A 26,986-nucleotide genomic window follows, 5' to 3' on the forward strand; every position below is an offset into this window, starting at 1 on the left:
CATATCCCTCCAAACCCAAAATCCGATCTATGACAGGGAACCCAATTGACGTATTAGACGACCTGGCTGACCAGGTCGCCAAGGAATTCGAGGCGTACAGACAGCCGGACGAATTCAAAGACGTATCGATTGTCATCGACAACAACGATCCAGACCGGCCAACACTGATCGTACACGTCGATAGAGAGGACGCCGATACGCTGGCCGATGAGATCGAGGACTTCCTGCAAGATCGGGGTGCTCGAACTCAGCGTGAACGACACTCGGATGCAGATGTCCGGGTGCTAGCCACCGTCGGCTGACTTCTCAGTCCTCTCTGATTTATTTTGGCCGCTCTCGGTAAGCCACTCCTAAGCTGTCAGTCTCGCCAAGAGTGAAGTGAGACCGATATCTTGGTAGGGAGTGTTCGATGGATTCGACGCTTCTCACCGGCTCAAAACATGCCAGATTAGAACAGGAGGCATTCGAGCGGGCTGATGACATTGCTACTGATTCTTTAGGGAGTGTTCTTTATATCACCAGAAATGACGCTCGTAGAAGCGAAGTTGAGGATAGCTGGGCCGCGACCCACGACCCCCTCCGTCTTCGTGCCGAGACGCTAGATGCGGTCGTTCGGGATTGGTATGAGCATCTCCACGGCCCAGTCCAGCCACTCGCCGGGCAGCTGAACCGCCGGCTGGCGGAATACGCACTCGACAGATCGACAGACGAGACAGATGGTGCTCTCGCCGGCGAACCCGCCTCGGCCGCTCTCGCGGATTCGTTCAGTAGCCGCTTCTCGCTCTTCGACGACGCCGGCGTCGGTACCGCTGACGCGCTTGCAACGGAGTTTGAGGGCTCAGCCCTCGATGACCATATCGCAGCAGCTACTGTCGACGCGTACCGCCACTATCAGGGCCTCCATGCCGAATATGTCGATGAGTGGGTCTGTATCCGAGGCGAGATGTTCGACGCAGTAGCGACGGCAGAGCAGCCATTATCGGATCTCTCTCCAGAGCTTGATGTCGTTATCCTTTCGGGGTATCATGAGTTCCGACCTATCGAACGCTGCCTTATCGAACGTCTGGTCGACGAACTTCCGATGATTGCACTGCTGCCGCTCCACCAGGATGGTTGGAGCGGAGTCGACGCCGTTGCGGAAGATGCTATGGAAGTCTACAAATCGCTGGATTTTGAGACAATAGAAATCAACCCCCTCGATGAATCGGGGCAGACCTTCGGAACAATCACTGAGGCACTCTACCGCCCGGAGCCCGACACCATCTCTACTCCAGACGGCCTCCGGTGGCATGAACTCCCGACGCCCGAGCGCGAGATTCGCTTCGTCGCTCGCGAACTCCGGACGGAGTTGGCAAATGGCCGTGATCCCGACGACCTGGCTATCGTCATCCCGGGAACGGAGGCCTATTCGGGGTACGTCGAGGATACGTTCGATACGTTCGACATTCCGCACGTTACGACCGCTGCTTCACAGCTGAACCGGACGTTCACCGGGAGCGTGGTTCATGATCTCTTGAACCTCGCCGAATCTGATCCCCGCGCTGAGAACCTCACGTCCCTGCTAGCGAATCCATTGGTTGACATCGTACCTACCGACCAAGCCAACACCGTCACCGCAGCTGCTCGCCGGCGTGACACGGTTTCTGTGTCACCTCTGCTCGATGATGTCGACGACCAGGCTGCGACACTGATCGAGGAGCTGCTGGCCACGCTAAAGACGCTCCGAACAGGCGACATTGAGGACGCAACCGACACGCTCCGTCGACTACTTGATGACCGGTTTAATGTGGAGGAGGCGACAGAAAACTACGCCACCGGTGCCGAACAAGCCGTTGAACAGCGGGCTTACGACCTCGTAGACGAGGTTCTCACCTCGTTCGAGTCGCTGGCGTCAGTCAGTACCGATCTTTCGCCGTTAGCACTCTTAACACGTGCCTTCGATGGCGTGCCGATACGGGTTCCACAGCGCGCTGCTGGCGGCCGCGTCGAAGTGATGGGGCTGCTCGACGCCCGGATACGCTCCTTCGAGAAGGTATTCCTTGTGGGACTGACGAGCGAGCACTTCCCAGTAACGCCGGAACGCCCGGCCTTCTTCGAGGAGATGACCGACGCCCACCCACGGTTCGACACCGGCGATGAGCGACTCCGTGGCCGCTATCTCTTCGCGACGCTCCTCGCGAACGTTGACCAGCTCACGATCACCACGCCTGAGGCTGGCGACGAGGAATCTGCCGTCGTCCGGTCGCCAGTCCTCGACGAACTTCAGCGCGTAACCGATATTGAACCCGAAACCGGCGTCGATGAACGCGTTGGATCCCGTGAAGATCTCCAGCGACACATCGCAGCTACGGCTGACAAGCGTGCGGCAGTCAGCCGCGCCGGTGACCGAGGTGACCTCTCCCCCGACCAGACCAAACGCATGGATAGGGGACTTCACTGTGCGGACAACAGAGGAACAGCTGGCCTCTCCAAGCACGACGGTGTGTTAGAACCTGAAACAGTCGATAAAGTATACCCCCGTCGGAACGAGAACCCTACAGTGCGAGTCGGATTGAGCGATACGTCGAGTGTGGGTTCAAATTCTACGCTGACAATGTCCTCGGAATCGAAGATCCGGACGACGTTGAGGTCGCACCTACACCCCTCGAAACAGGATCATATGTTCACGATGTCCTCGAACGATTTTTCGCTGATCTGCAGGACGATATCGACGAGAGTATCGACCTAACGAAATTTAACCGAGATGCGTTGGCGACACACCTCAGCGATATAGCTGTCGAGGAACTCCATGACGCTGACTTCCAGTACGACGGGCTGTTCTACGAACGGTGGAAAGCTGAGCTATTCGCGGGCCTCAGCGACGAGGGGAGTGGGCTCTACGAGGCTGGCAGCAACCCCCACAATGCGCCAGAACAGGGCTTATTCGCAAGGTTCCTCGACAACGAACTCTCACGAGACGATACCGACCGCCCACATCTGTTCGAGGCACCGTTCGGCGAGGGACTCCCTGACTCAGATGCTGGCCCATTCACAGTCGAGCGACCGGATGGTTCGACCGTCTCGATTCGGGGTTACATCGACCGTGTTGACGTAAACCGCGAAGGTGAGCAACCGTCTCTCACGTTGTACGACTACAAGACTGGTCGAGCACCGTATATGACGAAGACCACCGGCGGCACGAAGTTCCAGCTCCCGATCTATCTGCTCGCTGCGGCCGATGTTGTCACCGGTGATCTATTCGATCAGGGTTCGCTCTCGGCGACGTACTATCAGGTGCGGCCCCCAAACGACCTCAAGGTTCCACGCGGCGTCGAGTCGAAATTCGATTCAGAGGTCGAACTTCGCCGCTTCCTGGATGATATCGTTCCAGAGTGGCTGGGGCAAATTGACGATGCGATTGCCAACGGACGGTTCCACACGACACTTCTGTCAGCTCGGGGTGCGAATTGCCGATACTGTGACTACCGTCGAGCATGTGATGTTCGGCACCATCGCAAGCGAGAGTTCGTCAACGAGGTTCGAACCGACGAGGCGGCCTACGTTCCACTCCGTGTTCGCGACGATCAGGACATCGAGGCGGTGATGAGTGATGACTGAGGAAACAGAGAAGATTCAGCTCACAGAGGAACAGGAGGATGCACTCGTTCAAGGCCGGAATGTCGCAATCACCGCCGGTGCTGGAACTGGCAAGACGACGACGCTAACCGAGAGATATGTGACGATTCTGGCTGACAACCCGTCGCTCACGCCTGAGAACATTGTTACGATCACCTTCACGCGAAAGGCCGCTGCCGAACTGACAGAGCGCGTCCGAGAAGAGGTGTATGACCGTTTGGAAGACGTTGATTCACCGGAGGCTTACCACCGGTGGCGAGAGGTTCTCGACGATCTGGAGGACGGCTACGTCCACACTATCCATGCGTTCTGTACACGTCTCCTACGAGAACGGGCCGTCGAAGCCCCGGTGCCGCTTGGGTTCGATGTGCTCGACGAAGACGGTGCTGCCACACTGCAACGTGAGGTCGTGACCGAGTTTCTTGAACGGAATCAGGACGATGAGAATGTCGCACTCCTGGCGCAACTCTGGGGTCGCGACCAGTTAGTCGAAGTACTGTCTGGACTCCTCGATGAGCGGCCACAAAGTGAGGCGATCCTCAATGAGTGGCGTGATGCCGAGGTCGATGACTATGTCGATGTTCTCTGGGAAGTCGTCTGTGACCTCGACGTCGACGATGCCCGACAGACGCTGTACGCAAACGGACTTCTCGAACATCTACGGACGGTCGCGGGCCGTCTCGATCCGGAGGCCACGATTGCTGACGATGACGGCTTCAGAGCCTACCAGACCATTACAGAGGTTGCGACGACACTTCCTGACGATCCGTCGAAGAGCGATCCCCGCGACTGTCAACGGGCAATCCTTGAGCTTTACGAGGCCTGTGAGAAGAAGAATGGCGGCCTCTACAGTAGTTCTGGGTATGTCGTCGGAGATCGGGAGGATTGGGGAGAGTACGATGTTGTCTACGACGACCTGAAAGACATTATCGACACCCTCATTGGAGCCGTTGAGCCGCACGCAGAGGCGGTCGAGACGACGCCCGGTGAACTGGAAGCAAATAGTGCTCACTACGTACTCGCTCTGATGCGGGTCTTCGACGACGTACTCGTAGCCTACACTGCCGAGAAGGAGAGCCGCGATACGCTCGATTTTCCTGACGTTATCGAGACGACGCTTGAGTTCTTGCGAGCCAACGATGTCGTCACGGAGCGGCTTCAAGACCAGTTTGCGGCCGTGATGGTCGACGAGTTTCAGGACACAGATCCGCGTCAGTGGGAGCTGGTCAAGCTTCTAACGGGCGTCGACGAGCAGACAGCGTCGAACGTGTTCCTGGTCGGCGACGAGAAACAGAGTATCTACGGATTCCGTGGGGCCGACGTGACGACGTTCGGGGCTGCAAGAGCTGAACTCCAGACTGTTAACGAAAACCGTGGCGTCAACGACGTTCCCGACAGCGAGGCCGAAAGTCCGACTGCGCTCGAACTCTCCGGGAACTTCCGGACGCTAGACGAGCCGCTATCGTTCCTGAACGAACTCTTCGAGCACCTCTTCCAACCGGAAGGTGAAACTCACGAGCCCTACGAAGCACCACCGCAGGAGTTGACCACACAACGCGACCGAGTCGAAGACATCGAGGGATTGACTGGGAGTGTTGAGTATCTCGTTGTACCCGACGACGCCGATACGGCAGTGGAACTTTTTGGCGATGATCATCCGGTCGCCGAAGGCGCACTTGACCACACCATCGAAGCCGAGTCCCAAGCACTGGCTGCTCGACTGACCCACTTATTCAACGATCCGCCTACAATTCAAGACCCCGATACTGGTACTCATCGGGACGCCACACCCGATGATACGGCGATCCTCCTCCGCCGGCGAACTCATCTAGACCGGTATCAACGAGCTCTTGAGGAGTGCGATATCCCCTACACTGTCGTCGGCGGTGTCGGGTTCTACGATACACCTGAGGTTCAGGCCCTAACGAACTTGCTTCGGGTGCTCGGTGACCCACAGGATGATGTCTCTCTGTATGGAGTGCTTCGATCACCGCTGTTCGGGTTCGCTGATGATCGCCTCGCACCGGTGGTGGCAGAGGCAGAGTCAGTGTGGGACGCCCTCGCCGAGACGGACGATCCGCAATTAGAGGATGCATTCAGCCTCCTGTCGAAGTGGCGAACGCTCAGTGGTTGCGCGACGCCGGCGGAAAATGGCGTTCTCCCGTGGAACCGCTTGCTGTCCCGAGTGATTGACGATACTGGATATCTGGCGAGTGTGAGTGCTGATGAACGCGGTCAGCAGGCCGTCGCAAACGTCGAGAAGTTCCGTGATCAGGTTCGCACATGGAGTGAAAACGGGGTTCACACAGCGGCTGGGTTGCTGCATCGCATTGACCGACAAGCCGAGATCGATCCCCGAGAGGGTGAAGCTGATATTCCGGGTGACGCTAAAGGCGTACGGATCATGACGATCCATTCCGCGAAAGGTCTGGAGTTCCCGATTGTCACAGTCCCAGATCTTGGAAGCGACCTCAATTTCGGTCGCTCTGTTGATGACCACGGGTACGTACGTCTTGTAGACGGTACTGAAGACGCGCCACCGGTGCCGGCGGTCGGTGGGCCGAGTCCTGGCGATGCGTTCTCGATTGAGAAGACAGCTGTCCACGAGTACGCTGACCGACAGTCACGGCCCGAAGAACGAGCAGAGTCGAAACGGCTTCTCTACGTTGCATGTACACGAACACGAGATCACCTACTCCTCTGCGGCACGCATGATATCAACATCGACGAGGGTGGTACAATCGAACTTGGTGAGCCTGCAGCCTTTGATGACGCCGACCGGTGGCGTGACTGGCTACAGCCAGCCCTCCTCGACGGCGAACTCGTTGCTGAGGCGATCCAGGACGGCCAGGCGTCCGGGGAGATTAATGGGGCCAGCTACACCGTTCGCAAGCCGCCGCGCCCGGTGAACTGGCACACTGGCGACGACACTGTTGGTTCAACGCCGGAAATCTCAATTCCGTCACCACCATCGCTATCGCCAGCGAAACGGATCGCAGCCACGACGCTCGTGAATGCAGTAGCGGAAGCGTCTACAAACGGCCATAGTTATTCGCAGCAGGAGGAGTCGGTGGGGTTGAGCCCCACTACATTTGGGACGGTCGTCCACCGGATCAACGAACTTCGGCCACCGAGAGACGAATGGCCTGCTCTGATCCGCCGTCTGAGTGGGATGGCTGGTGAGGAGCCGACGGAATCAGACCTCCGTGACGCTGTCAATCACGCTGTAGATGCGGTTGAATTCGTTGATCAGGTTGAGGCCGCTGCCCAGCTCCAAGCTGTCTATGATGAGTACTCTGTTGTCGCTCGAATTGGGGAGTCGAGGATTGTCGGCGATATAGATCGACTGCTCGTCACGCCGGATGCATTCCACATTATCGACTACAAGACCAACGACCTCTCAGCTACGACATCGGAGGAACTCGCCGAACACTATCGACCGCAGATGCTCGCTTACGCTCTCGCACTCCTCCAACATGACCGAAATCGTGACGTACGAGCTTCACTCCGGTTTACTGATGCGGGCGTAGAGGAACAGTTCAATTGGGAGTCGGATCAGATGGTGGAGATTGAATCAGAACTACGGTCGATGGTAAAATTGGTCATTTAGTTATCACTACTTGACAATCAGTTGTCCGTGATGATGAGTAGCCACGACAGATTCTCACTCTAATTAGTTATTTGCTCTGTCAGATACACTTGAAGGTCATGACTGTGTCCGTTCCGTCTCACCATACGCGACGCCGAGTTCGAGGTCTTCGTACATCCGTTCGAGCATCGCCAGCCCCGACTGGAACTGGGCGTAGTTCTCACGCATATACTCGATCGTCTCAGCTCTTGAGATCACCGGGTAGCCTTCGACCTGATTGATGTCAAGTGACGGGCGGGGCTCAAGGACAATCTGTAGCGACCCATCCAGCTCGTCTCGGGGCTGTCGTTCGGATGCAGTGGGGAGGTCGAACGACTCGAAAAACGTCTCCCAGGCGTTGATGTCTTGCTCGTGGACGGCCAAAAACAACGGGTAGTCATCGGGGTTGCGACTGACTTGATAGCCGCCCTGTGTCCACACGTATACGGCGTCGATCTGCGTAAACGCGTACGGCCAGTCACTAAACTGCGGGATGACGTATGCCTCCTCAATCGAAGGCGGATTGACTCCGGCGCTGGCAGCAACGATCTCGCGTGCGGCGTCTCTCACGCGCTCGTCAACGACGGAGAGGCCATCATCATAACTGATGTAGCCTGCGTCTTCGAGACGGTTCACGGCCTGTCTCACCGTCTCGTACGGCGTGTGAAGGTGTTGTGCGACACGGCGGATGGAGTCACCACTCTCGATAGCGAGGATGACCTGCGCGGCCGTGTCGTCGAGCACCTCATACATTTGATGGTTACCAATAATCCAGTAATAATTAAAAATATGATTATATTACTTGATTGGCAATGAGGTATTGTTTAGTTGAGCATCTCCTCAACTGGCGTTCGATTATCTACTGCTTGGTGCGGCCGATCATGGTTGTAATAATGCCTGGAGCGACGTAACCAGCGACGAGCACTCGACTGATTGCCCCGCCAAAAGGAATGAAATATGTAAATTTAAATCCAAAAACCTATATATAGAAATAAGGATAAAATTAACCAAGATGCTCACTAAGGCTGCTCTCACAGTCGTCGACGTGCTAACGACCGGCCGTGAGACAACAGTAGCCGAACTCACGAACGCTACCGAGTTTTCGAAGCCTCATCTGTACGAGGTCGTTGATGAGCTGATAGAGGACAGACTCTTGATCGAACGCCGTGGTCCCAACAACCAACGGTACGTTCGCGTCACCGATCACCCGGTCGTTGAAGCATACCGAACACTTCACTCAGAACTTGGCCATGTAGAGTGGGCCGATCTCCTCTCACCGGCGACACTCAGAGTATGCTGGTTCCTTGAGGAATCACGTCGGGTCGCCGATATTGCTGACCGCCTCGATATCACCCGGCAAAGCGTCCACAATAGCCTTAACCCGCTGAAAAATCGAGCGATGCTATCGCCATCCGGCCCAGAGTACGCGTTGAGCGAAGACCTTGAGCCACTTCTTACGTTTGTGCGGGCAGTAGTACTGCACGAACACCGGTCGCGAGCGCGGGCTGTTGCTCCGAGTGCAACTGTGGAGTGGTGTGATCCATCCAGAGCTCTCATCCGCGTTCAAACTGGGAGGATACAGCAGCGCTCACAGACGATTCCAACTGGCGGATGACAGGGCTCGGACGCTTCGAAGAGTACGGCCTCCAGTTCTTCCTTGCAGGCGAGCCTGCATTTTGGTATGGGCCTGAAGAGACGCTCTCCGCTGCTGATCTGGTTTGTCATACGCTCGTCCTCGATAGTGGTTCCCGACGCGTCAGCTATGCCATGCTGTTGATCGAAAAGGAGCGGGTCGAGCAAGAGCAACTTATGAGGATCGCCAAGTGGTACGGGTTAGAGACACCAGTAAGAGAGGTGTATCGACGATTAGAGAAAGAGACCGATAGCTCTGAGGAGACATCGATTATCCTCCCGAGTGATGCAGAGTTTACGGCTCTGAAAGAGCAGTACGGAGTAGCATGACGGTATTCAAAGGCGACGATGCGATTCGGGAATTCCTCGAAGAGTTAGATAGGTGGCTGTCTGATTCCGTCGACGTGTATCTCTTGGGCGGATCTGCGATGACAGTACACGGGTTGAAAGACCAAACAGAGGATATTGATCTCGCATTGGGTGTCGTCACCGAATTCGAACACGTCTATCAAACACTTATCGAGGAGGGATTTACAGTCGTTGCTGAACCGACAAAATCTTTCGAAGAAGTCGGTACGACAGTCGAGTTAGCACACCAGCAGCGAGGATTTCGGATCGACCTCTTCGAACAGCAAGTCGTGGGGAAAGTGTGGCTCACTGACCAGATGCGCCGCCGAGCTGAACAGTTCTGGACAGGGAATCACGTCACGGCGTTTACTCTCTCGGATGAGGATATGTTTCTGCTGAAGGCCGTTTCAGGCGGTGACATAGCCAGTGGTCGTCAACGAGATCTCGAAGACATGCGGATATACGCACAAAGAGGGATAGACTACGAGACAGTTTTGGACGAGATCGAGGCCCAGCGACCGTTCAACACTGGGGCGACAGAAGCCCAACAGATCCGCGATCGTTCACACCCCTTGTTCGCGGTCGAGATGGCAGTAAGCTCATTGTCCGGACTTCCAGATTCGTTTGCTGATCAGATTGATAGGCTCGCGACAGAGTTTCAGATCGAATACACCGTCCTGGTGACGATTGACGATGGACTCAACGATATAGAAGCAATAAGAGAACAGGTGAGCTCGAATGTCCGAGCACTTGGTTCAGGTAGTACCGACGCTATCAATGACGCAATCAATCGGTTGTGTAAGAAACAAATCCTCACGCGGGACGGCGGGGTCGTTCGACTTGCCTGAACCAACTAATCAACTGATGTCTGCGCTTTTCTCTGTTGGTTAGTAGTTAGGTGTCTCTCTTTGAGGATCATCTACTGGCATCTATAACATCTACTTGTGACGGCTATCATAGACGAAATTCTGTTATGTATGTGTGTTACAGACGTATGTTACAGATACCTATTACAGATAGCTGTCACAGATGTCTGACACAGATTTATGTCTGTTGTTGTATAATAGCCTATTATGATCACGGTCGTGGTTTACTCTGAATCGGGCGGGACGTACAAAACGACGATGACGGCCAACGTTGGCGTCGCCTTAGAACGAATGGGACTCGATACCTTGATGATCGATTTGGATCCTCAGGAGGGCAATCTCACGAGTCTCTTCGATGCTGGCACCCAGCGAAGCGATCCCGATGCCGACAACTTGGTCAAACACATCCTCGATATGCCGGATGGGAACTTCGGCGATCTCATCGAACCAACCGAGGAGGGTGTTGATATCATCCCGAGCCACGACATGCTCGGTGATTTCACGTCCAATCTGGAACAGAAGATCTCGTATGAGACCGGCATGAAAAACATGAGCCGGGATGACTACCCTCGCTTCGAGCTTCTCCACGACCTCCTTTGGGAGAAACAAGAGCTTCACAAACAGTATGACGCGATACTGATCGATCCCAACGCCCGTGCAGAAGATCTGCTCTACAACGCTATCTTCGCTCTTCGAACGCTTGTTGCCCCAGTCAAACCAGCCGGAAAGGGGAATTTGAGCCTCGATGGACTTGATGAACTGGTCGGGAACATGGAGAACGAGTTAGATATCGAGATCGGCCTGTCATGCGTTGTTCCATCAGGTGTTGGGCAAACGAACGCTCACCAGCAGTATCAACAGCAGTTCGAGAATACAGAGCAGTTCGATACTCCAGTTTCAATTGCTGATCGCGAGAGCCTGATGGATGCGATGTGGGAAGCGAAAGGATCGGCATTCCGCGTCGTCGAGGAACGCTGGAAAACGTTTGAACAGGACGGTAAGATGGTAAGTGAACCCGGCCACCGACGGGTGCGAGATCGGGAGATTGCAACGCTTCGGCGATTGTATGAACTAGCGCAGTTCATTGCCACCGAAACATTCGATGCGGAGATCGATCCGGAACTAAAACTCGATATTCAGGATCATGGGGAGCGAACAGTCGAGATCGATGCGGATGAGAAAACGGAGGTGACGACATGAGCAATTTCAAATCGGGTTCTGGGAACCTCGATTTCGGTGATGACGACGAGTCCACGGAATCTGAGACAGCAGACGAAGCAGTCCCCACGTCCAGTGGACAAAAATCAACGAAGTCAGAAACGGATCGAATGACCACTGAGCCAGCTGAGGAATCAATCGACGAGTCAACAACCAGCTCTTCAGCTGATCAGTATCCATACTTCGTCCGGCGAAGCAACGTCGGTGACGAACGCGATACCCGCCTCGAAATCCATGTTCGAGACAAGGTAGCCGATCAAGAGAGTGCGTTCCGAAATGAACTCGCTGAACAGCTCGATGTCAACGAAGTCTCGAAGACAGATGCTCGCGAGTTTGCTCTGCTAGCGGCGTACAAACATCCGGAGCGCGTCGCTGAATTGATGGAGGAAGAAGGATACGGAGCTTTCGGCTGATATTTCACGCCTACTACCGCTATTGAGCCGCTTATTCAGTCTTTATCAATTTGATATTTAAGTGGACAGACCATCTTTGATGTATCATATGAACCGAATGTTACTCGATCATGTTGTGGGAGAAATAGACCAACCGCAGGTAGACAGTGAGTATATTATTGATTCGTTCGTCGATGTGTGCATCGATTATCTAGAGGAAACTACTGATCCAACAACTGACCAGATTGAGGTGCTACTTGTCCATTTTGCAGATCGAGATCCGGATGATCTTGACGAGGAAACTCTGTCATTGCTCTGGGTAATGCGAGCTATCATGCAGTGGATGGTAGATGATCTACCTCTACAAAAAGAATATTCAGATCCTGAGTGGCTACGGAAAAAGTTGGAATATTGGGAAAGCATCGGGTACGAAGGCCCATCGTATGACTCGGGGGATGATCCACATTCCATTGAAGGCCGTCTAAAGGTACTAATTGAAATACTCGCCCAAAATAATGAGGCGGGGGCTCCAATGGAGGATATCTTGGATCGTGTTAGCGATATTGGTATTGAACCGGCTGAGGCGGAGGATATATTGATGTCGCTCATGCAACGTGGCGAAGTTTGGGAGACCGAGCAGGACCACCTTGAGACAGATTACTGAATAGAACCGGAGTATCGTAGCTTATTATCGGCATGACGATTGATTCTCACCTTCTGACGGTTTAAGTATCAATACCGGTAACGTGTTTTTATGACCACAAATGGAGATAGTGGCGAGGAGTTATCACAGGAAGAGCGAAACCAACTTTGGCGAAAGCGCGCCCGAAGCCTCCTCATAGGAATCTATGCCACTGATGAGTACGTTGAAATATACGGTCTTAGGATTCAATACTCTAACACAGACCGTGACTTTGTAGACGTTTACAGTCTCGATCAAGACAACAACGAGAAAGATCTCCGGTATCTCGACACCGTCCAGATTGCCCAATTTGCAACAGTTGGGGCTTTCTTGGCGCAGTTGAGATCTTATTTCACCGACGAACAGCAAATCCCAGAAGAACCTGAAGAGGATGAAGAGAATGGTGAAGGTGATCCTCTTGTACATTGATTAAAACAACCGGTATGGGTTCTGAAATCCTCTTTTTCTGTGAGGAAAGGACTGATCTGGGATTTAAGTAATCTCCTCACCAAATTCTGATACGGTATACATGCCGTTTATTGGTGAATTGAATGGCGAGACCGTAGTCCCCGAGGAAATTCCAGATAGAACCGATGTGTTTTGTCCGACGTGTAATGGAAGGATGCGTCCACGTGGCCCGTTTTCCAACGGCTCAGCTCGTCATTTCTATCACTTGTCGGATTCAGGCACTTGTAGTGGTGGAGAGTCAGATCTCCATCAGAAATGGAAATCACTGGCTGTCTCGGCACTCCGGATCGAATTCTCCGATATAGCCGATGTGGTAGAAGTCGAGATGGAAATAAATATCTCTGAAACGGAGACCTCGCCGGCGAACCGTTATGCCGATGCTATGGTGCGGTTCACGAAGAGGCACGATCTCTTCGGCCAAGGGCTGGCAGTCGAGGTTCAACACAGAAATATTGAGAAAAACATCGAAGCCACAACCCATGACTACTTGTCAAAAGGTATCAGCGTATATTGGGCTGACAAATCCGATTTCGATAGAGGTAGGTTTCTGATGGATAACCTATTCGAGGAGTTCGATTTGGGAAAGAAATCTACTGCTGCTTATAGCCCGAAATGTGATGCCCCACCACCGCTAAGCGATCAGCCAACTGGGTTGAAGACATCCAATGAACACACCTACGAAGGGGGTAGATGGACTAGAAAAGATCTTATTCCCGCATGTAGGCATGAGTTCGTTGATCAGGGGCGAGAGTACCGTTGTATCCGATGCGGCCTCGAGGTAAGGTGGCTAGCTGATGTTTTCGACGGGAATTCATATATTCTAACTGAGAAAATTGATCCAGAACAAAGAGTTCTGGTCGCAGATAAGGAAACTGTAGAGAACGACTACGAACCTCCCAATTTAGTTGATGAGGGCATCCCACCAAGTGACCACCGCCATATGTGGGGGAAACCTGATCAAATGCCATTTTATGTGAAGCACCGATGCCACCGCATATCTTGTAAGTCAGAGATAAGAAAAAGAGATGATCGGACGACCATTGAACACAAAGAAGCTGATTCAGATAGCTTAGAGGAGTTCGAAACAAGCTAAAACAAATTAATCCTATTCGAGAGTTGCGGTTGCATGTTGGCCCACCCCGCCTTCCAATACCTCCCGGTGGGACGGTTTCGATCAGCCTGCGTCTGGGTTTTCGACGCGTAGGTCGTGATCGACTCCCGTATCGAGATCAACGAAGTCGCCAAGCCCGACAGTCTGGGCTTTCTCGCAATCCTCCTTGCAGCGGGTACGGCGATCGTCGTCCGCCGTCAGCCAGGACATCTCTCCCGAGTCAGGCCGGTAGATCTGACGGCCCGCAAATGTCGACGTAGATGTTCCAACGACCAAAGCTTGGAATCGCTCCATCATCAGTGAGGCAACCAGCCCGTTTGTCGTTACGACACTTGGATCACGTAACTCGTCGCTCCCATCGTCGGCTTCTCCGGGCTCCCGCTGGACGTAGAGCCCCCGTGGTCAGCTCGATCTTTCGGCGGCTGACGGTCTCGGACGACTCCGGCCTCTCGATCGCCCTGTTTCCATGCCTCGAGGCAGTTGAGGCACGCTAACCCTGGGCCAGCGGTCTCTACTGTCGATCGGGCTGACGAGGCAAGTTCGTCAGTCTCCTCATCGACTTGGAGGTGGGTGCCTCCTGAGATGACGGGAATAAGGTGGGCGTACGCCAGTCGGTCGATTACCTTTTGCACCCAGTGTGGGTCGGCGGCGTTCAGAATCACGTCGCAGTCGAGGAGCCCTCCAAGGGCGGCGTAGTCATCGTTTACCCCTTCGACGACGCTCCCATGGATTGCTCGAGCTTGGAAGCCAGGAGCGGTCGCGGCCTCTTCCGCAACAGCGCGTGCGATCTCAATCTTCCGAGCGTTCGCCCTGGCGTCATCGCGAGAGGCACCGTATGCTCGGTTCAGGTTTGCCTCTTTCAGGTGGTCGAAGTCAACGAACACGGCACCGCCAACACCGAGTCGGGCGACCTGTTCGGCGAGCAACGACCCAACACCGCCACATCCGACGACCCCCACGCGGATGCCGCTAAGACGGGCTTGTCCGCGTTCTCCCCACAACTCGAGTGTACTGTCGTGGGCAACTGTACCTGTCCCGAGTCCGGAACCGGCCGGCCCCTGAGCACTGAACGCAGTATTGAGTTTTTCGAGGTATGGGCCGTCTCGCAAGCTCTCGACCGGTGAGGTACCGAGGACGCGGATTGCTGTCGCCTCGGTTTTCTCAGGTGGCGTACCGACAGTGAAGTCGTAGGCACGGAAGCTCCATTCTGGGTCATCACTTTCCCGACGCGGTTTGCTCGCAATGATTCCGGCACCGAACGGTCGGTCGGCCCCCAGCTGATCGGCGTCGGACTCGAGCCGCATCGGGTCGGCCTTTAGATCGGGCCCAGACGGATATGCGCTCCATCCTGGGTGAGAGTGGAAGTACGCGATGCCTTTCCGCGGATCATGTTCGATTTCGTTTTTCGCTCTGGCCCGGTACGCTGGACTGAGCTTCAGGCTCCTATCTCGGATGTGGACATCGTCGTCAGTTTCCGGCGGGATGACATCATTGACGATGTACGTGACCCGAGAGTCACCGGAACTCCGTGTGATCGTCGCAATCACCCCTTGCTCGTAGCGATCGGGTTGGTACTCTGACCCCTCTGGCTCCCGATCGGCGTGCTTCGGCCGCAGGTGACCGTACAGCGTCTGCTTGACCTCTTGGGTCATGGCGAGGTGGAATTCCTTGGCATCCCCGACAGAATACAGCTCGGGAAGTGCGTCGTCGCGGCCGCTCATGATTCATCCTCCGGCTCGTCAAGTCGAAGGAGGTACTGAACGATACTGTGGGCGTTTGCGAGGTCTCGCATCCGTTCTGGCTGGCGGTTCATCGACGACCAACGCCAGCTGAACGCAATCCCGCTATCTTCTTCCGAAACGTCGAGGACCATCTCGACTTTGTCGTAATGGCCCTCATCTGGCTCAGCAAACGCGTTGCGGCACCCGATCTCCCCGTCAGCTCGTCCGTCGACGGTAACGGCAGGTGCCATGATTACCCAGTGTGGGTCACTTTCGTCGAACGACTGGTCGACGAGGACGTAGATCTCCGCAGTAGGTTCGTCCCACCGCTCGCTGTACGCGTGGAGGTCGTACTCACCGAGCCAGATGAGTGCCTGATTCCCGTGGGTGTCGACGACGGTCGGTTGACCGTGCGAGCTGTCTCGCTTGCGCTGGAGAGCCCGTACAGCTCCCTGGAAGTCTCCATCCAGCTTCTCATCCGCGACTTTGGCCGGCGGGGTCGGGGTGGATTCGTTGTAGTTACCCCCATGCCCGTCCCCATCGGCCACATCCGCGGGAGTTTGGTCTTCGTCAACGGCCATATCAGGCGTTACCCGGAGTGCGAGGTTCGCTGCTAAACCGTTCGACACCGGGGCCACTGAGGTCTACCTCGTCTTCGCCACTGTAGGTATTCTCAGTGCCCTCCTCGACTAGCGCGTCGTCGGTATTCTTGCTAAACTGCGCGAGGATGGTCTCGGCGGTTGGGGAAGCCTCGTTGAAGAACTCGACTGGCTCGCCATCGACTTTGACACCGTATTTATCGCGCGCGCTGACGGTGCGATCTTCGACGGTTTCGATAGTGTCCTCGAGATCCTCGATCTTGCGGAAGAGATCAGGGTCAGCACCGCTGGTCGCGATGGTTTCCTGAAGATCATTGATGTCGTCTTGCGTAGCCTGAACGTCCCCTTCGATGCCATTGGGCAGTGAGCCCTCGGCGTGTTCCAAGGCGTCCTCGAGATCCTCGATATTGTCTTCGACGGTCTCGAGGTCGGCGAACGCGCTCGCGGGAATATCCTCCTCAAGGGCCTCGATGATATCTTGTGCCTCTTGGATAGATTCCGCGAGGTCATCGAACTCTGCAACTTCGGTCGTGTCAGCGGTTTCTTCGGTCATGGTTGATGTCCTGTCGTCTTTGACCCGACGACGTTGGGCCGACCGCAAGGCGACACCCGCAGCTCTGACGGACGCAAGACCAAGGGGCGACACAGACTTGTCACTCTGATCCCATGGTCGGGGTTCGCCTGCGTGCGAGCATGCCGAAGAGATCCTCGCTGGCAGAGCCAGCTCACTCAGCGGTCGTGGTAATTCCCGCTGTCCTCCTGCTGCGCCCGGCGCGCAGTTCGGAGGAGGCCTACGTAGCGGTGGGAACCAACCCGGTTGTTGATTGTTGGTGGTACATTATAAATTTGTTGTTTACCACATACATGATGTATGTATGTACGACAAGTAGTATAAATACCGGGGGTGGGAGGTTCCGATTTCACTTTCACCCCGCATCCATAAGATTTTATATACCCTTACAGCGGTGGAACCCTATGTGAAAACAGCAGGCAGAGCTACTGAATGTTGCAGTATGGTGGGTAGTAATAGACCACCCACCGCTACGTAGGCATACTATTATAATTACGCGGTGTTAATAAGAGTATCGGTCACCCCGACGCTTTCTTGTGATTTCCACTCGAAATAGTAGCGCGAATCGTCTGACAAACCTACATCGTCATCCGGATCTGAATATGCCATTTTCTTTTATTTATTACTATAGCGGTATCAAGTTTATACAAACAAGAATATATGCTAAAACACCGATAATAGAATTTAGAATGCCTGATTCGTTGTTTTAGTCTTTGAGGAATATCACTATATATTAGCCTCGTAATACACACTAGATTTACGTCCCCCCGCGCTGTACCCAACGCACTAACGATGGAACCCGGAACCGAGGACGCTTCCCCTACCCCTCAGCCGCTCGAAGACGCCGTCAACGAGTTCCTATCGTCGGGAACGAAGTCGGGGAACTACAAATCGAACCTTCGATCCGTACTACGGAAGTGGACCAGTTGGCTTGCAGACCGAGGGACTACCGACCTCGCCGGCGTCGACAAGCGGACAATGGCGAAATACGCCGAACATCTGCAGCAGCGAATCACGGCTGGTCAGAACCCCGACGTGGACGGCGGGATCAGTGCGTCGACGGCGTGGACCTACTTCGATTACATTTCTGCGTTCCTCGATTGGTGCGTCGAGTGGGACTACATACGCGAGAACCCCGCTCAGAAAGGGATCGTCAAAGACGAGCTCCCGGAGCGCCCAACGAGCGACAGCGGCTCACAGCAGTTTTGGTCTCCCGAGGATCGCGAAGACCTGCTCGCCTACGTCGACGAACAGGCGGCCAATGCCGTCGACGAGAAGGGACTGCAGGCGGTTGTAACGCTTCGAGATCGCGCGCTCGCGTATGTGCTCGCCTATTCAGGTGTACGTGGCGGCGAGATTTTACAGGATCCCCGCGATGATCGACGCGCCGGCCTTCGCTGGAAGGATGTCGAGATCGAGGCCAGCCGGGCGACCGTTCTCGGAAAGGATCAGCAGCGAGAAGCCGTGCAGCTCCCTGAGCAGACCCATCAACCGCTTAGACAGCTCCGGCGAGTGGTCGACCCACCCAACGAAGAGTGGCCGGTATTCCCGTCGAACCACGCCCCGTCGATCCATTCTGCACTCCCCGATAAGTGGGAACGGCCCGAAAACGACAAGCAGAGTCTACTAGATCATTGTCGAAGCCTTGGGGCTACACCGCCAGCACTGTCGACTAACGGCGGTCGAAAAGTGATGAAGCGGATTTGTGAGGACGCAGACCTCGAAATCGACGGGGAGTATCTGAAACCGCATGGAGGTCGTCGAGGAGCCGGCGAGACGCTTTATCGGGAACTAGATGCGGCGGCCGCGCAGCGAGCCCTCCGACACAATGATCCGGCTACCACCTCGAAGATGTATTCTCACATCGATGCGACCGAGCTTGCAGAAGACACCAGTGAAGCCTTCAAAAACACCGACTCTTGAGAACTTCTTGATATATCATTGATGACCGCTGTCGCTGAATCCAAAAGAATTGCATGGGGAGATAGGCAGTGATGCAAAAGTACTCACAAGTGCTCTATTGAGTAGCGAGACTTGCAGAGAGGGGTAGCAATTGAATCGGAGGTGAGAGAATCAGACCCGTGGGGTCAACATTGATGTCGGTTGATTTCAACTCGGCTCTTGCCGAAGTTAGTGAAACAAGTTTATCGGATTTCCATCAGGATGGGCAGTGCGAGATGCACAGCGCGTATCTTGCAAGAGATGACGCAGACCCCATAGGTTGATATGGAATTCGTATATTGGATCACAGATTGATCCCTAGTCTCGGATATCCATCATCAGTCGTTATTTTGTTCGTTACCAGCCTTAGGAAGTTGGATACACACGATACTCCCATCGCAGGTGGCTGATTCAATCTCCAGTGTTCCCCTGTACTCTTCAGTGAGCCATTTGACAAGCCAGAGCCCAAGCCCACTTCCGTGACTGAGCGGTGAGATCTCGCCCTCATCGGTGATCACCTGCTGTTCGGTTTTGGGAATTCCTGGCCCGTTGTCTGCGACAGTGAGGTCAACGAATCCTTCTTGATTGACTTCCGCGCTGAGTGACACTTTTCGTGGTGAAGAAGAGGTATTGTGTCGAATAGCATTATCTGTGAGACTCTCAATAAGGATTCGGAGACGATGATCGCCGTACACTGTAAGGTCGTTTGAACAATCAACAGTAATTGAAATATTGTTGAACCGCCGCCGGCAATCCGCAGAGACATCCTCAAATATTGGTTTAATTGGTGTAGGTTCTACTTTCGTGGATGTATCCAGGACTTTGCGAATCGTTTGTGCTTCGGTACAGAGTTGAGTTAGCCCATTGGCCTTCCGTTTGATCGTTTCGAGAGCCTCACGTGTTTGATCGGTTTGAGCCTTCTCAAGTGCTCGTTCAACCTCTCCACTAATCACGTTCACATCGTTACGGAGATTATGGCGGATGACACGTTGAAGCACATCGAGGTGTCGTTTCTGTTGATATTTGTCGGTGATATCAGTATAAATTGCAAATCCTCGATCATTGCCAATCGGCACCCCTCGGTAGAGAAATTTTCGACGCCCGGTGGCAGTTGTTCGTTCAATGATCTCCTTGTTTGATTTGTCGTCAGCGGTTCGCTTATCGAAAGCCATAGCTTCATCTCGCTGGTCAGCGGGCACGATAAGATCGTTCAGTGGGAGACCGGCGACAGAGTCAACAGTGCAAAACATCTCCCGGAAGGCTTCATTCGTCTGAACGATGATTGGCTCTCCATCTTCGAGTTTGAACTCGACGACTGGGTCATTCAGCTGTTCAAACAACGTTTCGAAGCGATTGGAAGCGTCCGTGTTTGGTGGTGATGTCATACGGTGAGATGTGACTGGAACAGTTCCCCCAGTGGAGAGGAGTTAGCCGAGGTGCGTTTTGAAGGAGACAACACCATCTGTGCCAACGTCGTGGCGACGGTGACAGATTCCGTCGCCAGTAGTTGGACGTACAATAGTGAGTCCCCACTGCTCTGTGATGCTATCGAGGATCTCCCCGTATTGATTGTGAATTGTATCTGGGAGTGCCTTGACTGTATTCGGGGAAGTATCGTATTCTATGTCGTCCCAGTTTGACGTATGAGCCGGTGTTAAATCCTCAGTCACCTCGGTATCGAGGAGGTACATCACGAGACAAAATTCAGCTGTGCTAGACTGGATCGGTTGTATTCGAATAACCCTTTCTGGCGTTCGGAAAATTGTTGTCTCAGACTGCGGTGCTGAATCGGGAAGTGATAGCTCAGGGGTTGTTTCACTCTCAGGATTGGAGAGCGACGGTTGGGAACCAGCATCGGTTTTGATGCGTCGTGTGTTGACAGTTGCGCTCATAGGTTGGGTTTTGTCTGGTCGTCACAATCAACAATTCAATCCATAGTAAAAAGTTTTATGCGTATTTCTATAATAATTGTTCACTGTCTCCAAGTAATTAGAAACAAAAACAGCAATAACACACTAAAAAGACTAAATTATGAAGTTTTTGACTTTGTCACGCACAGGAGCACGCGTATAGTTTGTTGTAGAACCTATAGATAAAAAAAGTTAAATTGTTGTTTATTTAGTGGGAGAGTAGCCATTATTTCTAAGATATAGAGTAAATACACCTATATGTAAACTTATTATGTTTGAACCTTCACTATTGTTGTTTTTATAGTAGCATTTATATCCCTTGCTGATAGTAGGTATTTTCATGCTAAAGCAGATAATGCATGCAATTGGGTCGAAAAGTGAAGAAAAGGAAAACAAAACTGCAACAGAAAGTTCTTCGGCAGCTGGATCCGGAAGAAACACTGCTTCTTCTACCGGGCACGGTTCACAATCCGCAAATCAGGCACCGACATCTGAACCGGTAGCACCGGATGGTGGTGTCGAAGCTCAGCCAGCCCCCCAACAGACGAATGGACAGGGGACGATGGCACCGCAAGGTGCTGGCGACATGGCGGCTGCTGCTGACGATGCTGAAAAAATTATTATCGAGCGTGACCGCCTCGAAGAATTACAAGCGTCAACGCAAGAACTCGCCTCGGCAGCTACACAGATCTCAGAGAGTACAGAGGAGATCAATGGTGTCGCCGCCGAGCAGGCTGACAACATGGCGGAGGTCTCCAACGAGGCATCAGATCTCTCAGCCACTATTGAGGAGATTGCCTCTAGCGCGGATCAGGTTCGTTCAGAGAGTCGGAAAGCCCGTGAGTTGGCTGAGGACAGCCAGGATGCGGCGAACGATGCAATTGAGGCGATGGATGCAGTTGACGAGGCAGCTGGTGAGGTCGCTGACGATGTTTCGGCCCTCCGTGATCGTGTCGACGAGATCGATGATGTGGTGACGGTCATTCAAGAGATTGCAGAGCAGACAAACTTACTCGCACTGAACGCTTCAATTGAGGCTGCTCGCGCTGGTGATGCGGGTGACGGCTTTGCGGTTGTTGCTGATGAGATCAAAACCCTTGCTGAGGAGACCCAAGAGCAAGCCGTCGATATCGAAGAGATGGCGAACCGAATCAAGAACAACACCAACGAGACCGTTGAGAGCATTGACCGCGCCAACGAACGCATTGACGATGGGCTCGGGAAAGTTGACATCGCTTTGGACAGCCTCAATGATATCGGTGCCGCGGTCGGAGAAATCAACGATGGGATCGAAGAAGTTGCCGATGCAACCGATGAGCAGGCTGCCAGCACTGAGGAGATCGCTGCGATGACCGACGACGCCAACGACAACGCCAGGATACTGGCTGACGAGATGACGGAACTTGCTGCAGCCAATCAAGAACAGACAAGCAAGGTCACTGAGATCGCCGACCTTGTTGAGGATTTTAGCGAAGATGCAACCGTGGACTTCGATGGTTCCCGGAACTGAGGTGAATCTATGAGCGACACTACACAGGTGCTCACGTTCACACTTGGCGAAGAAGAGTACTGTATCCCGATTGAGTACGTTGCCGAGATTGTCGATGACGAGACGGTACAGTCGGTGCCGAACACCGAGTCTCACGTTGAGGGAGTGACCGATCTCCGTGGAGAGACAACGACAATCCTTGACCCAAGTACCCTCTTGGATGTTGATACTGAGGCATTACTGACCGACGGTGGGAAGACTCGAAACCGAATCGTTGTGCTTGATTCCGACGCACTGGGAACGGAATCACCGACCGGCTGGCTTGTCTCTGAGGTTCGGCAGGTCAGTGAGGTGGCGAAAGATGCTCTTGACACGGAGAGTGTCACTGACAGTGAGTTCCTTCAAGGCTTCCTGAAACCTGATAACGAGGACAGCTTCACACTGTGGTTGGATCCGAACATGCTAACCGCCTGAGACAGCCACGAATCGACTACTAATCGAATCGCTGTTTATTATCGATAATGCACCCAATAGAGAGACACATAACAACCGACAAGAGACAGGGAGAACAATCCGATAGCCTTCAGATTCTCTACGTTGAGGACGATGAAAACTTCGCGGCCTTGACCAAGACGTGTCTTGAGAAGGAGGAACCGAACTTTGAGATTACACATGTCAGTGACCCGACTGATGGACTCAACGAGCTCACTGACACAGTTGATTGCATCGTCAGCGATTATGATCTCCCGGAAATGGATGGTCTTGAGCTGCTAGAGACTGTTCGTGAGACTCATTCAAACATCCCATTCATCTTATTTACAGGGAAATCCCCCGAAGACATCGCTAATGAGGCAATATCGGCAGGGGTGACTGATTACCTTCAGAAGGGATCTGGAACAAGTGAATTCACACTCTTAGCGAATCGGGTGACGAATGCGGTTGCTCAGACACATGCAGAAGACGCCCTTACCAGACAAAAGAAACGTGTCGAGGCCGTCGTCTCAAATCTTCCCGTCGTGCTGTTTGCCTTCGATACTCAGGGTACCTTCACCCGCTTCGAAGGTGATAGTACAGACGTTTATGAGAGTGATACAGAACCATACGTCGGGCAATCAATCTTTGACGTGTGCGCTGATCATGAAGGACTACAATCAGCTGCAAAGCAGGCCCTCTCCGGTGAGCAGACTACAGCAAAACATGAGTTTGCGGCCAACCTATATCGGACAACATTCCAGCCGGTCTTCGATGCTACGGGAGCCGTTGAATCTGTCCTTGGGGTAGCCATCGATATTACAGACCGTGAACAGAATGCTCGTAAATTGAAGGCTGAACGACGGCGATTCCAGAATCTGTTTGCAGAACTGTCACAACCGACAGTCGAAATTGAATACCGTAACAAGACGCCGATTGTTAAACAAGTTAATCCGGCGTTCGAAGCGGTATTTGGTTATGATGGCGATGATATTGTTGGAGAATCTCTCGATGCGCATATTGTTCCTGCTGACAGACGCGATAGTGCAGCAGCTATTAACGATCACGTCTGTGAAACAGGGGAACTAATTTCAGAGAAAGTCACACGAGAAACAACAGACGGCACCCGGGAGTTCCTCCTTCAGAACGCCGTTTTTGATGGTGGCTCTCGTGCATTTGCAATCTACACCGATATCACTGAGAGACAAGCCCACCAACATGAGTTAGAGGTTCTCCGTACCGCTATTGACAACGCACACAATCCGATAGTGCTGACCGATCCATCACAACCAGACAACCCTATTTCGTATGTCAACAAGGCCTTCGAAAAAGTCACGGGCTACACACAATCGGACGCACTGGGACGGAATTGTCGGTTTCTGCAAGGTAAGAAGACAGATGCAGCGAAGATCGAAAAATTAACAGAAGCGATAGCAGCTGAGGAAGAATGCACTGTCGAACTTCGTAATTATCGAAAAGATGGGACGATGTTTTGGAATCGGCTCACGATCAAGCCGGTGTACAACGAGGACGGAGAGCTAATCCGTTATTTCAGTTCACAAGAAGATATCACGGATCGAAAAGAATCTAGAGAGCGATTGAAACAACAAAACGCGCGGTTAGAGGAGTTTGCAGGAACTGTTTCACATGACCTTCGAAATCCACTGAATGTCGCACAGGGTCGATTACAAGTCGCTCAAAACGAATGTGAGAGTGACCAACTTGCTCCTATTGCTGACGCACACGAACGGATGGAGACCCTAATTGATGAACTCCTCATGTTGGCTCGCCAAGGCGAGACAGTAAGCGAGACTACTCCCGTAACGCTCTCTAGTATTAGCTCTCAGTGTTGGCAAACAGTTGATACCCGGGATGCAACACTCACTGTTACCACTGATCAAACGATCAGTGCTGACCGGAACCGTCTACAAGAACTTTTCGAGAACCTGATACGAAACGCCATTGAGCATGGTGGATCAAGCGTAGAGATTACAATCGGAGAGTTAGATGACAATGATGGATTCTACATTGCTGATGATGGCAGCGGGATCCCATCTGTCGATCATGAGGTGATATTCGAAAGTGGATACACCACCGATACTAACGGAACTGGACTTGGGCTTGCAATCGTCGCTGATATCACTGAGGCCCACGGTTGGGATGTTAGTGTGACTGAAAGTGCCGAAGGAGGTGCTAGATTTGAGTTCTCTAATCTCAGATAAATAAAATCGGTTTTTTCTTCTCTTTAAAATCAAATACAAACAAGAAATTCCGCCAATTGTCGCTTTTATTAACTACAATCCTCATTTTATTTCATAATATACAAAGATTTTAGTACCTATGGTGGATTTACCCTATGGCTACCTTCAAAAGTAGTCGTAATTCCAGCTACCTGCTGGCATTCGTTATTGGAGGGAGATCTTCCCTCCGACTTTGCTAAAATCTTAATTATTTCGGAGCCACTGTTAGAGGTGGGATTAGATCAGCAAGGATAAAACTCTTAGAGAAAATATGTGTTTGGAATCTACAATAATGAGGCCTAATATTTATTATACCATCAAACATTGATTATATTTATGAAGCAGTCATTCAACCGGGCAGCGGATACAGAAGCGAGATTGGAACACCGTGATTCCACAGACGAGTCAGCAAGGGAGAAACCGTCGCCATCGGTTGAGTGGAACGATATCACTGAAAAGCGGGCTGCAACCGCCCCCATGGAATCGAAAAGTGGGAGCACCACTGTCTCTGATCGTATTCAATCACGGTCAGGATCCTCGATAATTATCGAGACCGGCCTACTGACTGTCACCCTGGTAGGGGTACCAAAAGTTTCGATAACAGATCTTGTCTATGCTCACCACCGCGACGTGGTCGCTGAATCAGAAGAGACCCGATTCTGTGCGATGTTCGATATTGAGAATACCAGCAACATGCCGATCCAATGGCGGAGCCAACGTACCACGTTCATTGGTACCGACGGCTATACTTATGAGAAAGCTCATGTGGCACTTGATTCTGCGGCGTTGGCACCGGGTTGTCATACAAATCACGTCATAGTGCAACCAGGATGTCGTGCCCGCATAGTGACGCCAGTTGAACAACTTCCACAAGGCATTGAGGTCGCAAAGGTAGTTCATACTGTCTCTCCACGTACTACTGAACCAAATCAGCGACTGAACTTTACATTATAGCCATTATATCTCTCAGATACACAATAATCATTTCAAATGAAGAAGTATATGCGAATTCACTAATCTATTTATTCAAATAGAGAACATTCGTACATATGACACTGTTGGCACACATTGAGTACGTCCGTGATAGGCAGAAAACCCTCGAAGTCTTCAATCCAGCTCCCGACAGTACGATTGTCGCTGATCTCAAGGACTATTTTGCCACGCAAAACGTCGCTATCAGGAGCAAGCAGACAAGTGTTGGTGAGCCAGACAGTGTTGCCGTTCTCAAGCGCGACGGGAAGGTGCTGGCCTCAATGCCGACGACCAAACTGGAGTCACTCTTAGCTGGCGGGGGACTTCAAGAATCTGGTCTTGGAATTGATGATACCGAGTATCACGAGATTCTCCGACATCTCAAAGAAACAACCTTCACCTCACATAACAGGTCACAGATGGTAACGGTCTCTCATGAAATCGAAAACCGTGCCAGCCGTGTCACCGGCGGACGACTCTATGCCGGATTTCAACAGCCAGCAAAACTGAACGCACAGGCGACCCGGTATGAGCGGCTGGCTGAACAATCCCTGGATATCCACACATTCGCTAGTCCCGGTGCCCCTGTCGATGTCGAAGGGATCACCCACCACGCACTGCAAGCTGATGAGATCGAACGGTCGTGGTTTGTCGTTTTCAACGGTGGTGGTGATGATATGTACAAAACGGCACTGTTAGCGACTGAAGAGGCTCCGAACCAATTCTATGGTTTCTGGAGTGACGATCCCGAACTTGTTGACAGTATCTGTCAGCACCTCAATACGGCATATCTTACAGCCAAACCTGACGAACAAATTTGAAATACTCTACCCCGTAGCGGAGGAATCCCCAACGGTGAGATTTCTACCGTCTAATACTTTGAAATAATCGAGACTATCCTCAGCTGAGCGAGACATGGATCAGATTGGAAATATTATTAGTGATTGATATGTGAGATGGGCAGCGCGAATCTCGTACAGAAGCGCGTAGGAATTCAGCTGTTCCGGATCAGTCAACACAGGCGACATAGCCACCGATAATACTATCAGTCAAATCACCGATATCAGGATTGTGAACCGGCGGGAGTTCCTGACAGTCGTCAGTGTAGGGAT

General features: G+C 52.8%; 20 protein-coding genes and 3 pseudogenes. 16 read left to right on the top strand and 7 right to left on the bottom strand.

The features are described 5' to 3' along the window. The first annotated feature begins 29 nt into the window (after nucleotides 1–29). The 3 genes and pseudogenes from ACFQJB_RS14555 (at nucleotide 30) to ACFQJB_RS14565 (ending at nucleotide 7,225) form a co-directional block, all read left to right on the top strand. Nucleotides 30–302: a hypothetical protein gene (locus ACFQJB_RS14555; protein WP_379728548.1), complete on the top strand. Its 273-nt coding sequence runs from the start codon at nucleotides 30–32 to the stop codon at nucleotides 300–302. Nucleotides 303–409: 107 nt separating this feature from the next. After that, nucleotides 410–3,597 (top strand): annotated as a pseudogene (locus ACFQJB_RS14560) (PD-(D/E)XK nuclease family protein). After that, nucleotides 3,590–7,225 carry a UvrD-helicase domain-containing protein gene (locus tag ACFQJB_RS14565; protein WP_379728550.1) on the top strand — a complete coding sequence of 1,212 codons (3,636 nt, stop codon included), beginning with the start codon at nucleotides 3,590–3,592 and terminating at the stop codon, nucleotides 7,223–7,225. The pseudogene ACFQJB_RS14560 and the gene ACFQJB_RS14565 overlap by 8 nt, the downstream one beginning before the upstream one ends. A gap of 96 nt (nucleotides 7,226–7,321) precedes the next feature. On the opposite strand, the gene ACFQJB_RS14570 is transcribed toward ACFQJB_RS14565, so the two are convergent. Both ACFQJB_RS14570 and ACFQJB_RS14575 read right to left on the bottom strand, forming a co-directional pair. Continuing rightward, nucleotides 7,322–7,996, bottom strand: coding sequence for a helix-turn-helix domain-containing protein (locus tag ACFQJB_RS14570; RefSeq protein ID WP_379728552.1), 675 nt, complete (start codon nucleotides 7,994–7,996; stop codon nucleotides 7,322–7,324). Between the two features lie 71 nt (nucleotides 7,997–8,067). Next, nucleotides 8,068–8,199: pseudogene (locus tag ACFQJB_RS14575) on the bottom strand (integrase core domain-containing protein); the annotation flags it as partial. Between the two features lie 56 nt (nucleotides 8,200–8,255). On the opposite strand from ACFQJB_RS14575, the pseudogene ACFQJB_RS14580 reads away from it, so the two are divergent. From ACFQJB_RS14580 to ACFQJB_RS14610, 7 genes and pseudogenes are all read left to right on the top strand, one after another. After that, nucleotides 8,256–9,205 (top strand): annotated as a pseudogene (locus ACFQJB_RS14580) (MarR family transcriptional regulator). Further along, entirely contained in the window at nucleotides 9,202–10,071 is an 870-nt protein-coding gene (locus ACFQJB_RS14585) for a hypothetical protein (protein WP_379728554.1), read from the top strand. Before ACFQJB_RS14580 ends, ACFQJB_RS14585 begins: the two are co-directional and overlap by 4 nt. 225 nt (nucleotides 10,072–10,296) lie before the next feature. Then, nucleotides 10,297–11,289, top strand: a complete 993-nt coding sequence (locus ACFQJB_RS14590) for a ParA family protein (protein ID WP_379728556.1) — start codon at nucleotides 10,297–10,299, stop codon at nucleotides 11,287–11,289. Then, nucleotides 11,286–11,720, top strand: a complete 435-nt coding sequence (locus ACFQJB_RS14595) for an acyl-CoA dehydrogenase (RefSeq protein ID WP_379728558.1) — start codon at nucleotides 11,286–11,288, stop codon at nucleotides 11,718–11,720. The genes ACFQJB_RS14590 and ACFQJB_RS14595 overlap by 4 nt, the downstream gene beginning before the upstream one ends. A gap of 88 nt (nucleotides 11,721–11,808) precedes the next feature. Continuing rightward, the gene (locus tag ACFQJB_RS14600) at nucleotides 11,809–12,363 is read left to right on the top strand and encodes a hypothetical protein (RefSeq protein ID WP_379728560.1); all 555 of its coding nucleotides are present in this window, start codon (nucleotides 11,809–11,811) and stop codon (nucleotides 12,361–12,363) included. 90 nt (nucleotides 12,364–12,453) lie between these two features. Then, nucleotides 12,454–12,810 carry a hypothetical protein gene (locus ACFQJB_RS14605; protein WP_379728562.1) on the top strand — a complete coding sequence of 119 codons (357 nt, stop codon included), beginning with the start codon at nucleotides 12,454–12,456 and terminating at the stop codon, nucleotides 12,808–12,810. Nucleotides 12,811–13,159: 349 nt separating this feature from the next. Next, nucleotides 13,160–13,942, top strand: a complete 783-nt coding sequence (locus ACFQJB_RS14610; protein ID WP_379728564.1) for a hypothetical protein — start codon at nucleotides 13,160–13,162, stop codon at nucleotides 13,940–13,942. 81 nt (nucleotides 13,943–14,023) lie between these two features. Here ACFQJB_RS14610 and ACFQJB_RS14615 read toward each other — a convergent pair whose 3' ends face one another. From ACFQJB_RS14615 to ACFQJB_RS14630, 4 genes are all read right to left on the bottom strand, one after another. Continuing rightward, on the bottom strand, nucleotides 14,024–14,170 hold the full coding sequence (locus ACFQJB_RS14615) for a hypothetical protein (protein WP_379728566.1): 147 nt from the start codon (nucleotides 14,168–14,170) through the stop codon (nucleotides 14,024–14,026). A 113-nt stretch (nucleotides 14,171–14,283) separates the two neighbouring features. After that, nucleotides 14,284–15,681 carry a ThiF family adenylyltransferase gene (locus ACFQJB_RS14620; RefSeq protein WP_379728568.1) on the bottom strand — a complete coding sequence of 466 codons (1,398 nt, stop codon included), beginning with the start codon at nucleotides 15,679–15,681 and terminating at the stop codon, nucleotides 14,284–14,286. Then, nucleotides 15,678–16,262 carry a hypothetical protein gene (locus ACFQJB_RS14625; protein WP_379728570.1) on the bottom strand — a complete coding sequence of 195 codons (585 nt, stop codon included), beginning with the start codon at nucleotides 16,260–16,262 and terminating at the stop codon, nucleotides 15,678–15,680. Before ACFQJB_RS14625 ends, ACFQJB_RS14620 begins: the two co-directional genes overlap by 4 nt. A gap of 1 nt (nucleotide 16,263) precedes the next feature. Continuing rightward, a complete protein-coding gene (locus ACFQJB_RS14630) occupies nucleotides 16,264–16,833 on the bottom strand; it encodes a hypothetical protein (RefSeq protein ID WP_379728572.1) in 570 nt (189 codons plus the stop codon). An 810-nt stretch (nucleotides 16,834–17,643) separates the two neighbouring features. Here ACFQJB_RS14630 and ACFQJB_RS14635 point away from each other — a divergent pair. After that, entirely contained in the window at nucleotides 17,644–18,774 is a 1,131-nt protein-coding gene (locus ACFQJB_RS14635) for a tyrosine-type recombinase/integrase (protein WP_379728574.1), read from the top strand. A gap of 356 nt (nucleotides 18,775–19,130) precedes the next feature. Here the strand turns inward: ACFQJB_RS14635 and ACFQJB_RS14640 are convergent, their stop codons facing one another. Next, nucleotides 19,131–20,177, bottom strand: a complete 1,047-nt coding sequence (locus ACFQJB_RS14640) for a PAS domain-containing sensor histidine kinase (protein WP_379728576.1) — start codon at nucleotides 20,175–20,177, stop codon at nucleotides 19,131–19,133. Nucleotides 20,178–21,264: 1,087 nt separating this feature from the next. Between ACFQJB_RS14640 and ACFQJB_RS14645 the strand changes: the two genes are divergently transcribed. From ACFQJB_RS14645 to ACFQJB_RS14665, 5 genes are all read left to right on the top strand, one after another. Next, on the top strand, nucleotides 21,265–22,212 hold the full coding sequence (locus ACFQJB_RS14645; RefSeq protein ID WP_379728578.1) for a methyl-accepting chemotaxis protein: 948 nt from the start codon (nucleotides 21,265–21,267) through the stop codon (nucleotides 22,210–22,212). 9 nt (nucleotides 22,213–22,221) lie between these two features. Continuing rightward, nucleotides 22,222–22,665, top strand: a complete 444-nt coding sequence (locus ACFQJB_RS14650; protein WP_379728580.1) for a chemotaxis protein CheW — start codon at nucleotides 22,222–22,224, stop codon at nucleotides 22,663–22,665. A gap of 47 nt (nucleotides 22,666–22,712) precedes the next feature. Then, entirely contained in the window at nucleotides 22,713–24,884 is a 2,172-nt protein-coding gene (locus ACFQJB_RS14655; RefSeq protein ID WP_379728582.1) for a PAS domain S-box protein, read from the top strand. A gap of 354 nt (nucleotides 24,885–25,238) precedes the next feature. After that, entirely contained in the window at nucleotides 25,239–25,856 is a 618-nt protein-coding gene (locus ACFQJB_RS14660; RefSeq protein ID WP_379728584.1) for a hypothetical protein, read from the top strand. A 95-nt stretch (nucleotides 25,857–25,951) separates the two neighbouring features. Then, the gene (locus ACFQJB_RS14665) at nucleotides 25,952–26,695 is read left to right on the top strand and encodes a DICT sensory domain-containing protein (RefSeq protein ID WP_379728586.1); all 744 of its coding nucleotides are present in this window, start codon (nucleotides 25,952–25,954) and stop codon (nucleotides 26,693–26,695) included. The last annotated feature ends 291 nt before the right edge of the window (nucleotides 26,696–26,986 follow it).

Origin of the sequence: Halonotius sp. GCM10025705 (assembly GCF_042662885.1) — an archaeon.
In the GTDB taxonomy this organism is placed as follows: Archaea; Halobacteriota; Halobacteria; order Halobacteriales; family Haloferacaceae; genus Halonotius; species Halonotius aquaticus.

What these genes read in the sequence shown, in the direction of transcription:
- ACFQJB_RS14555 (WP_379728548.1), top strand. Translation starts at nt 30, where the DNA reads ATGACAGGGAACCCAATTGACGTATTAGACGACCTGGCTGACCAGGTC.
- ACFQJB_RS14565 (WP_379728550.1), top strand. Translation starts at nt 3,590, where the DNA reads ATGACTGAGGAAACAGAGAAGATTCAGCTCACAGAGGAACAGGAGGAT.
- ACFQJB_RS14570 (WP_379728552.1), bottom strand. Translation starts at nt 7,996, where the DNA reads ATGTATGAGGTGCTCGACGACACGGCCGCGCAGGTCATCCTCGCTATC.
- ACFQJB_RS14585 (WP_379728554.1), top strand. Translation starts at nt 9,202, where the DNA reads ATGACGGTATTCAAAGGCGACGATGCGATTCGGGAATTCCTCGAAGAG.
- ACFQJB_RS14590 (WP_379728556.1), top strand. Translation starts at nt 10,297, where the DNA reads ATGATCACGGTCGTGGTTTACTCTGAATCGGGCGGGACGTACAAAACG.
- ACFQJB_RS14595 (WP_379728558.1), top strand. Translation starts at nt 11,286, where the DNA reads ATGAGCAATTTCAAATCGGGTTCTGGGAACCTCGATTTCGGTGATGAC.
- ACFQJB_RS14600 (WP_379728560.1), top strand. Translation starts at nt 11,809, where the DNA reads ATGAACCGAATGTTACTCGATCATGTTGTGGGAGAAATAGACCAACCG.
- ACFQJB_RS14605 (WP_379728562.1), top strand. Translation starts at nt 12,454, where the DNA reads ATGACCACAAATGGAGATAGTGGCGAGGAGTTATCACAGGAAGAGCGA.
- ACFQJB_RS14615 (WP_379728566.1), bottom strand. Translation starts at nt 14,170, where the DNA reads ATGTCCTGGCTGACGGCGGACGACGATCGCCGTACCCGCTGCAAGGAG.
- ACFQJB_RS14620 (WP_379728568.1), bottom strand. Translation starts at nt 15,681, where the DNA reads ATGAGCGGCCGCGACGACGCACTTCCCGAGCTGTATTCTGTCGGGGAT.
- ACFQJB_RS14625 (WP_379728570.1), bottom strand. Translation starts at nt 16,262, where the DNA reads ATGGCCGTTGACGAAGACCAAACTCCCGCGGATGTGGCCGATGGGGAC.
- ACFQJB_RS14630 (WP_379728572.1), bottom strand. Translation starts at nt 16,833, where the DNA reads ATGACCGAAGAAACCGCTGACACGACCGAAGTTGCAGAGTTCGATGAC.
- ACFQJB_RS14635 (WP_379728574.1), top strand. Translation starts at nt 17,644, where the DNA reads ATGGAACCCGGAACCGAGGACGCTTCCCCTACCCCTCAGCCGCTCGAA.
- ACFQJB_RS14640 (WP_379728576.1), bottom strand. Translation starts at nt 20,177, where the DNA reads ATGACATCACCACCAAACACGGACGCTTCCAATCGCTTCGAAACGTTG.
- ACFQJB_RS14645 (WP_379728578.1), top strand. Translation starts at nt 21,265, where the DNA reads ATGGCACCGCAAGGTGCTGGCGACATGGCGGCTGCTGCTGACGATGCT.
- ACFQJB_RS14650 (WP_379728580.1), top strand. Translation starts at nt 22,222, where the DNA reads ATGAGCGACACTACACAGGTGCTCACGTTCACACTTGGCGAAGAAGAG.
- ACFQJB_RS14655 (WP_379728582.1), top strand. Translation starts at nt 22,713, where the DNA reads ATGCACCCAATAGAGAGACACATAACAACCGACAAGAGACAGGGAGAA.
- ACFQJB_RS14660 (WP_379728584.1), top strand. Translation starts at nt 25,239, where the DNA reads ATGAAGCAGTCATTCAACCGGGCAGCGGATACAGAAGCGAGATTGGAA.
- ACFQJB_RS14665 (WP_379728586.1), top strand. Translation starts at nt 25,952, where the DNA reads ATGACACTGTTGGCACACATTGAGTACGTCCGTGATAGGCAGAAAACC.